At 73.7% G+C, this 7,233-nt stretch carries 8 protein-coding genes; 7 read left to right on the top strand and 1 reads right to left on the bottom strand.

The window, feature by feature from the left end:
* Positions 1-37: 37 nt before the first annotated feature.
* Positions 38-1,663: an FAD-dependent monooxygenase gene (locus ACFU7Y_RS36215; RefSeq protein WP_224284091.1), complete on the bottom strand. Its 1,626-nt coding sequence runs from the start codon at positions 1,661-1,663 to the stop codon at positions 38-40.
* A 314-nt stretch (positions 1,664-1,977) separates the two neighbouring features.
* On the opposite strand from ACFU7Y_RS36215, the gene ACFU7Y_RS36210 reads away from it, so the two are divergent.
* Genes ACFU7Y_RS36210 through ACFU7Y_RS36180 form a run of 7 tightly spaced genes read left to right on the top strand, consistent with a single transcriptional unit; the run spans position 1,978 to position 7,187 of the window.
* Positions 1,978-3,153 (top strand): SchA/CurD-like domain-containing protein, encoded by a 1,176-nt coding sequence (locus ACFU7Y_RS36210; protein WP_380770900.1) that lies wholly within the window; start codon positions 1,978-1,980, stop codon positions 3,151-3,153.
* Positions 3,154-3,189: 36 nt separating this feature from the next.
* Positions 3,190-3,615 carry a cupin domain-containing protein gene (locus ACFU7Y_RS36205; protein WP_224282866.1) on the top strand — a complete coding sequence of 142 codons (426 nt, stop codon included), beginning with the start codon at positions 3,190-3,192 and terminating at the stop codon, positions 3,613-3,615.
* Positions 3,612-4,868 (top strand): beta-ketoacyl-[acyl-carrier-protein] synthase family protein, encoded by a 1,257-nt coding sequence (locus tag ACFU7Y_RS36200; protein ID WP_380770899.1) that lies wholly within the window; start codon positions 3,612-3,614, stop codon positions 4,866-4,868. Before ACFU7Y_RS36205 ends, ACFU7Y_RS36200 begins: the two co-directional genes overlap by 4 nt.
* Before the next feature lie 5 nt (positions 4,869-4,873).
* On the top strand, positions 4,874-6,112 hold the full coding sequence (locus tag ACFU7Y_RS36195; RefSeq protein ID WP_224282868.1) for a beta-ketoacyl synthase N-terminal-like domain-containing protein: 1,239 nt from the start codon (positions 4,874-4,876) through the stop codon (positions 6,110-6,112).
* A gap of 31 nt (positions 6,113-6,143) precedes the next feature.
* Positions 6,144-6,404, top strand: a complete 261-nt coding sequence (locus tag ACFU7Y_RS36190; protein WP_224282869.1) for an acyl carrier protein — start codon at positions 6,144-6,146, stop codon at positions 6,402-6,404.
* A gap of 1 nt (position 6,405) precedes the next feature.
* Positions 6,406-6,861: an SRPBCC family protein gene (locus ACFU7Y_RS36185; protein WP_224282870.1), complete on the top strand. Its 456-nt coding sequence runs from the start codon at positions 6,406-6,408 to the stop codon at positions 6,859-6,861.
* On the top strand, positions 6,858-7,187 hold the full coding sequence (locus ACFU7Y_RS36180) for a TcmI family type II polyketide cyclase (protein WP_224282871.1): 330 nt from the start codon (positions 6,858-6,860) through the stop codon (positions 7,185-7,187). Before ACFU7Y_RS36185 ends, ACFU7Y_RS36180 begins: the two co-directional genes overlap by 4 nt.
* The last annotated feature ends 46 nt before the right edge of the window (positions 7,188-7,233 follow it).

The raw sequence follows: 7,233 nt of genomic DNA, 5'->3' as shown, positions 1-7,233 counted from the left end.
GTGTATAAGAGACAGCCGGCGGGCCCTTCCGCATGTGTCAGAGGCTGAGCACCGTCCGCAGCGCCGTGGTGAGCTCGGCCTCCGCGTCCTGCGCCGGGCCGGGCGAACGCCAGGCGACGAAGCCGTCCGGGCGGACCAGCACGGCGCCCTGCGGGCCGATGCCGTGCAGGGCGGCGAAGTCCGCCCCGGGCTCCGGGGCCAGGTCGTCCTCGGCGCCGTCGCCGATCCGGTAGCCGTCCAGCGGGACCGCCAGCCGGTCGGCCGCGCGCCGGGCGCCCGCCTGCCACGCGCCGCCCTCGGGGCCGGTGAGCAGCACCATCGCCTGCTCGTACAGGTCCAGGGTGGAGAGCCTGACCCCCGCCCGCAGCAGCCACTGGTGCGGGGCCCGGCTGCCCGGCTCGCCCGCCACCTCGAACTGCTCGGGGACCACCGGCCCGCTCTGGTCCGCGCCGATCACCGCGCCCACCGGGTACCGGTAGCCGAGCGCCACCGCCAGCACCCCGGCCTGCCGGCCGACGCCCGGCACCACCGAGTAGCCCGGGTGGCTGTGCTCGGCGGAGCGGGCCGAGGCCCGCTCGCCGGTCACCAGTGCCACCGGGCGGCGCTCCTGCCCGTACGTCTCCAGCAGCCGCGGCCCGGCCCAGCCGCACAGGACGGCGGCCATCTTCCAGGCCAGGTTGTGGGCGTCCTGGATGCCGGTGTTGGAACCGAACGCCCCGGTCGGCGACATCTCGTGGGCGGAGTCCCCGGCGAGGAAGACCCGCCCGGTGCCGTACCGCTCCGCCACCCGCTCGGCGGCGTGCCAGGGCGCCCGGCCGGTCACCTCGACGTCCAGCTCCGGCAGGCCGACCGCGGTGCGGATGTGCCGCACGCAGCGCTCGTCGGTGAAGGCCTCCAGCGGCTCACCGTGCTCGGGGTGCCAGGGCGCGTGGAAGACCCACTCCTCCTGGTTGTCCACCGGCAGCAGCGCGCCGTCCGCCTCCGGGTTGGTCAGGTAGCAGGCGATGAAGTGCCGGTCGCCGACCACCTCGGCCAGCCGCTTGGCCCGGAAGGTGATGCTGACGTTGTGGAACAGCTCACCCTTGCCGGTCTGGCCGATGCCCAGCCGCTCCCGGACCGGGCTGCGCGGGCCGTCCGCGGCGATCAGGAACTCCGAGCGCACCACCCGCTCCTCCCCGCTCTCCCGGCTGCGCAGCACCGACGTGACGCCGGTCTCGTCCTGCTCGAAGGAGACCAGCTCGGTGCTGAACCGCAGGCCGCCGCCGAGCTCCCGGGCCGCCCGCAGGAGCACCGGCTCCAGGTCGTTCTGGCTGCACAGGCACCAGGAACTGGGGCTGAACCGGGCCAGCCTGCCGCCCGGGTCGATCTCCCGGAACAGCCACTCCTGCTCGGCGCCGGTCAGCGAGGGCGCCTGGAGGATGCCGTGATTGGGGGCCAGGATCGAGGCCGCCTCGCGGATCGCCGGTTCGATCCCGGCCACCCGGTACAGCTCCATGGTGCGGACGTTGTTGCCGCGCCCCCGCGGGTGATGCGAGGTGTCGGCGTGCTTCTCGACCAGCAGGTGTCTGACCCCGAGCCGACCGAGGAAGAGTGAGGCCGACAGCCCGACCAGCGAGCCACCCACGATCAGGACCGGCACCCGGTCGTCAACCTTCGGATTCATCAATTGCTCCGCCCTGTCAGGGGATTCCGCGGCCCGGCGACTGGGCTCGGCGCCGCCCTCGACGGGGCCCGCTCAGCCGGGCCCCCGCTCTTCCATCCCCCGCCCGCCCCCGCCCGAGGGGGCCCGTGCCGTCCCTTCGCCCGGATGGCCCGCAAATCTCGCGCCGCGCCCGGTGCGCCGCCCAAGATCGACCTCAGGCCTGGCGCCGACTCGCCCGGCCGAACCGCCGTCGCACCGCCCTCCCAGGCCGGGGAGCACCCGCCGGGCACGGCCGACACGGCCTGCAGCGTGCGGCCCAGAGCAGAAAGTGGATCATGACAACTCTGTCCGAACCCCAGCCGAAGCAACAGGACGAGGTCGACACCCGGCTGCGGGTGGTGCTGATGCTGGAGATCCAGGACGGCGCCCAACAGCGCTTCCTCGACGTGTACGAGCAGCTGCGCCACCAGGTGGCCTCGGTCCCCGGCCACGTCAGGGACCAGCTGTGCCAGTCGATCAACGACCCGCGCCAGTGGCTGATCACCAGCGAGTGGGAGGACCAGGAGACCTTCCTGAAGTGGGTGGACAGCCCGGCCCACCGGGAGATGGTCAAGCCGATGCACGGCTGCGTCAGCGACAGCTTCCGCTCGCTCCGCTACGCCGTGCTGCGCGAGACCTCGGCGGCCGGCTCGACCGGCACCCGGGCCCCGATGGCGGTGCCGCCCGGCCTGCCGCGCACCGCCCCGGCCGGCCACGCCGGCCCGCCCAAGGCCGACCCGGGCCCGGACGGCGTGGTCCGCCACGCGCTGACCTTCACCGTCAAGCCGGGCAGCGAGCCCGAGGTGGCCCGCATCCTCTCCGGCTACGCCTCCCCCCGGGCCGAGGTGGACGAGCGCACCCGGCTGCGCCGCACCTCGCTGTTCATGCTCGGCAACCGGGTGGTCCGCGCCGTCGAGGTGATCGGTGACCTCGGCGACGCGCTGCGCCACGTGGCGATGCAGCCCGAGGTGCGGGCCGTCGAGGAGGCGCTCAACCCGCACCTGGAGGAGGCCCGCCAGCTGGGCGACCCGCAGGCCGCCCGGGCCTTCTTCGCCAAGGCCGCGCTGCCCGCCCGGCACCAGGCGATCGCCAGCTCCCCCAACACCGCCCGGCTGCACCGGCACGCCGTGCTCTACCCGGTCCGTCCGGGCCACGGGCAGGCCGTTGCCGAACTGCTGGCCGAGCACGACAACCTGGCCACCGCCGACCCGACCGGGCCGGTCGCCGCGGCCACCGTCTTCCACCGCGAGGACGTGGTGGTGCGCCTGGTCGACCTCCGGGTGCCGGCCGAGGCCGACCCGGCGGCCGCCCTGGGCGTGGCCGACGACCGGCAGGCGGCCGCACTCGCGGGGCTGCTCGACCTCGGCCCGCAGGGCGACCTGCGCACCGCCCCCGGGCTCGGCGCCTTCCTCGCCGCCCGCGCCATGAACCCGGTCACCGACCGCCGTTCCGCCGACCCGATCAACAACTGACGTTCCACCACCTCACGGCCACCGGAGGAGCCCACCATGACCACGCAGTACCCACGGATCGTCAGCGTCCACGAAGCGCCGGAGAACCGCCGCCACGGCGCCGAGCTGCGCACCATGCTCACCCCGACCACCTGCGGCGCGACCAGCGGCTTCATGGGCCTGGCGATCGTCAGACCCGGCGAGCGGATCGGCGAGCACTACCACCCGTACTCCGAGGAGTTCGTGTTCGTCGTCTGCGGCGACCTGGAGGTCGACCTGGACGGGGAGCCCCGGCCGCTCAAGCCGGACCAGGGTCTGATGATCCCGATCAACATGCGCCACCGCTTCCGCAACGTCGGCGACACCGAGGCCCGGATGGTCTTCCACCTCGGCCCGCTCGCCCCGCGCCCCGACCTCGGTCACGTGAGCACCGAGGGGACCGCGGCCTCCGGGCCGCCGGAACACGCCAAGGTGCGCTCGTGACCCGGCGCGTCGCCGTCACCGGGATCGGCGTGGTCGCACCCGGCGGGGTCGGTGTCCCGGCGTTCTGGGACCTGCTGACCTCCGGCCGCACCGCGACCCGGGGCATCACGCTCTTCGACCCCACCGGGTTCCGTTCCCGGATCGCCGCCGAGGTCGACTTCGACCCGGCGGCCCACGGGCTGGGCCCGGAGGAGATCCAACGGGCCGACCGCTACGTGCAGTTCGCAATGGTCGCGGCCGACGAGGCGATCGCCGACGCCGGCCTGGACCTGGCCGGCGAGGACCCGTGGCGGATCGCCGTCTCGCTCGGCACCGCCGTCGGCGGCACCACCCGGCTGGAGCACGACTACGCCCTGGTGAGCTCGGCCGGCGCCCGCTGGGACGTGGACCACCGGCAGGCCGAGCCGCAGCTGCACCGGGCCTTCGCGCCCAGCACGCTGGCCTCCGCGGTCGCGGAGCGGACCGGCGCGCACGGCCCGGTGCAGACCGTCTCCACCGGCTGCACCTCCGGCCTGGACGCGATCGGCTACGGCTTCCAGGCGGTCGAGGAGGGGCGCGCCGACATCTGCGTCGCCGGCGCCTCCGACTCCCCGATCTCGCCGATCACCGTCGCCTGCTTCGACGCCATCAAGGCCACCAGCGAACGCAACGACGACCCGCAGCACGCCTCCCGCCCCTTCGACGCCGGCCGGGACGGCTTCGTGCTCGGCGAGGGCGGCGCCGTCCTGGTGCTGGAGGAGCTGGAGCACGCCCGCCGCCGCGGCGCCCGGATCTACGGCGAGATCGGCGGCTTCGCCACCTTCGGCAACGCCTACCACATGACCGGCCTCACCAAGGAGGGGCTGGAGATGTCCCGGGCGATCGACCACGCGCTCGCCCACGCCCGGGTGGACCGCACCGAGGTGGACTACGTCAACGCGCACGGCTCGGGCACCAAGCAGAACGACCGGCACGAGACCGCCGCGGTCAAGCGATCGCTCGGCGGGCACGCCTTCGGCACTCCGATGAGCTCGATCAAGTCGATGGTCGGGCACTCGCTCGGCGCCATCGGCGCCATCGAGGTCGTCGCCTGCACCCTGGCGCTCGCCCACGGCGTGGTGCCGCCGACCGCCAACTACGAGACTCCCGACCCGGAGTGCGACCTCGACTACGTGCCGCGCACCGCGCGCGAGCTGCCGCTGAGCCACATCCTCTCGGTCGGTAGCGGATTCGGCGGATTCCAGTCCGCCGTCGTGCTCAACAGAACGGGGTGAGTTCCATGACGTCACGTCAGCAGGGCCGCCGGGCCGCGGTCACCGGCCTCGGCGTGGTGGCTCCGAACGGGGTCGGGGCCGACGCCTTCTGGAAGGCCACCAGGCAGGGCGTGAGCGTCCTCGACCGGATATCCCGCGAGGGCTGCACGGGGCTGCCGCTCAGGATCGCAGGCCAGGTGAACGGGTTCGACCCGCAGTCGGCGATCGACAACCGCTTCCTGGTGCAGACCGACCGGTTCACGCACTACGCGATGGCCGCCGCCGACCTGGCCGTCGCGGACGCCGGGTTCCGGCCCGACCCGGAAGAGCCCTTCGCGGTCGGCGTGGTGACCGCGGCCGGCTCCGGCGGCGGCGAGTTCGGCCAGCGCGAGCTCCAACAACTCTGGGGCCAGGGGCCGAAGTTCGTCGGCCCGTACCAGTCCATCGCCTGGTTCTACGCGGCCAGCACCGGCCAGATCTCGATCCGGGGCGGCTACAAGGGACCGTGCGGGGTGGTCGCCAGCGACGAGGCCGGCGGGCTGGACGCCCTCGCCCACGCCGCCCGGTCGATCGAGCGCGGCACCGACGCGGTGGTGGTCGGCGCCGCCGAGGCCCCGCTGGCGCCGTACTCGATGGTCTGCCAGCTCGGCTACCCCGAGCTCAGCCTGGCCGAGCACGCCGAGCGCGCGTACCTGCCGTTCACCGAGCAGGCCTGCGGGTTCTCCCCCGCCGAGGGCGGCGCGATGCTGATGCTGGAGGACGAACGGACGGCCCGCCTGCGCGGCGCCAACGTCCGGGCGCTGCTGGCCGGGCACGCCGCCACCTTCACCGGGGCCTCCCGCTGGGCGGAGTCCCGGGAGGGACTGGCGGCCGCGATCCGGATCGCGCTGGACGAGGCCCGCGTCGTGCCCGAGGAGATCGACGTGGTCTTCGCGGACGCCCTCGGGGTGCCGGACGCCGACCGGGCCGAGGCCCTGGCGCTGGCCGACGCGCTCGGCCCGACCGCCGAGCAGGTCCCGGTCACCGCACCCAAGACCGGTACGGGACGGGCCTATTGCGGCGCCCCGATGCTCGACGTGGCAGCCGCCGTACTGGCCATGGAGGACGGCCTGGTGCCGCCCACCCCCAACGTCACCAAGGTCTGCCACGACCTCTCCCTGGTGACCGACCGTGCCCGCCCGGCCGAGCTGAACACCGCGCTGGTGCTCAGCCGCGGGCTGATGGGCTCCAACTCCGCGCTGGTGCTCCGCCGCGCGCAACCCTGAACCACCCGTCACACCTTCGAAGGGACACCCTGTGAACAACACCCTCAACTATCCCGAGCTCGCCGCCCTGCTCCAGGCCCGGGCCGGGGTCGCCGTCGACCCGGGCGACCTGGCGCGGCCGGGCGCGGAGTTCGAGGCGTTCGGCATCGACTCGCTCGGCCTGCTCGGCGTGGTCGGCGAGCTGGAGAACCGGCACGGCCTCAAGGTCACCTCGGGCGCCGAGTCGGCCAAGACCCCGGTCGAGTTCCTGCAACTGGTCAACTCCTCCCTCACCGCGAAGGCTGGTGCCTGAGATGCCCGGACACACCGACAACGAGATCGTCATCGCCGCCCCGCTCGACCTGGCCTGGGAGATCACCAACGACCTGGAGAACTGGCCACAGCTGTTCAGCGAGTACGCCTCGGTGGAGGTGCTGGACCGGCAGGGCGACCTCGTCCGGTTCCGGCTCACCATGCACCCGGACGAGAACGGCCAGGTGTGGAGCTGGGTCTCCGAGCGGGAGACCGACCGGGACGCGCTCTCGGTGCGCGCCCGCCGGGTCGAGCCCGGCCCGTTCGAGTTCATGGAGATCCGCTGGGAGTACACGGAGGTGCCGGCCGGCACGAAGATGCGCTGGATCCAGGACTTCGCGATGAAGCCGACCGCCCCGGTCGACACCGCCGGCATGGTCAAGCACATCAACCGGAACTCGAAGGTCCAGATGCAGCTGATCCGGGAGAAGGTCGAGAAGCGGGCGGCGGAGCTGTGACCGGCGTCCACCGGGCGCTGATCGTCGCCCGGATGAAGCCCGAGGCCGCGCCGGACATCGCCGAGGTGTTCGCCGAGTCGGACCAGGGCGAGCTGCCGCACCTGATCGGTGTCACCGGCCGCAGCCTCTTCCAGTTCGGCGACGTCTACCTGCATCTGATCGAGGCCGACCGCCCGCCGGGCCCGGCCGTCGCCAAGGTCGTCGGGCACCCCGAGTTCCGGACCGTCAGCGACCGTCTGACCGCCTACGTGCAGGCGTACGACCCGGCCACCTGGCGGGAGCCGAAGGACGCGATGGCGCGGGAGTTCTACCGCTGGGACCGCTGAATCCGGCGGCTCCCCGATGGGCCCGCCCCCGGCAGTGCGCCGGCTG

It is taken from the genome of Kitasatospora sp. NPDC057542, from assembly GCF_042801945.1.
Taxonomy (GTDB): Bacteria; Actinomycetota; Actinomycetes; order Streptomycetales; family Streptomycetaceae; genus Kitasatospora.
The sequence above is the reverse complement of the archived record's forward strand: the minus strand, read 5'-3'. Positions and strand labels throughout refer to the sequence as shown.

What these genes read in the sequence shown, in the direction of transcription:
- ACFU7Y_RS36215 (WP_224284091.1), bottom strand. Translation starts at nt 1,663, where the DNA reads ATGAATCCGAAGGTTGACGACCGGGTGCCGGTCCTGATCGTGGGTGGC.
- ACFU7Y_RS36210 (WP_380770900.1), top strand. Translation starts at nt 1,978, where the DNA reads ATGACAACTCTGTCCGAACCCCAGCCGAAGCAACAGGACGAGGTCGAC.
- ACFU7Y_RS36205 (WP_224282866.1), top strand. Translation starts at nt 3,190, where the DNA reads ATGACCACGCAGTACCCACGGATCGTCAGCGTCCACGAAGCGCCGGAG.
- ACFU7Y_RS36195 (WP_224282868.1), top strand. Translation starts at nt 4,874, where the DNA reads ATGACGTCACGTCAGCAGGGCCGCCGGGCCGCGGTCACCGGCCTCGGC.
- ACFU7Y_RS36185 (WP_224282870.1), top strand. Translation starts at nt 6,406, where the DNA reads ATGCCCGGACACACCGACAACGAGATCGTCATCGCCGCCCCGCTCGAC.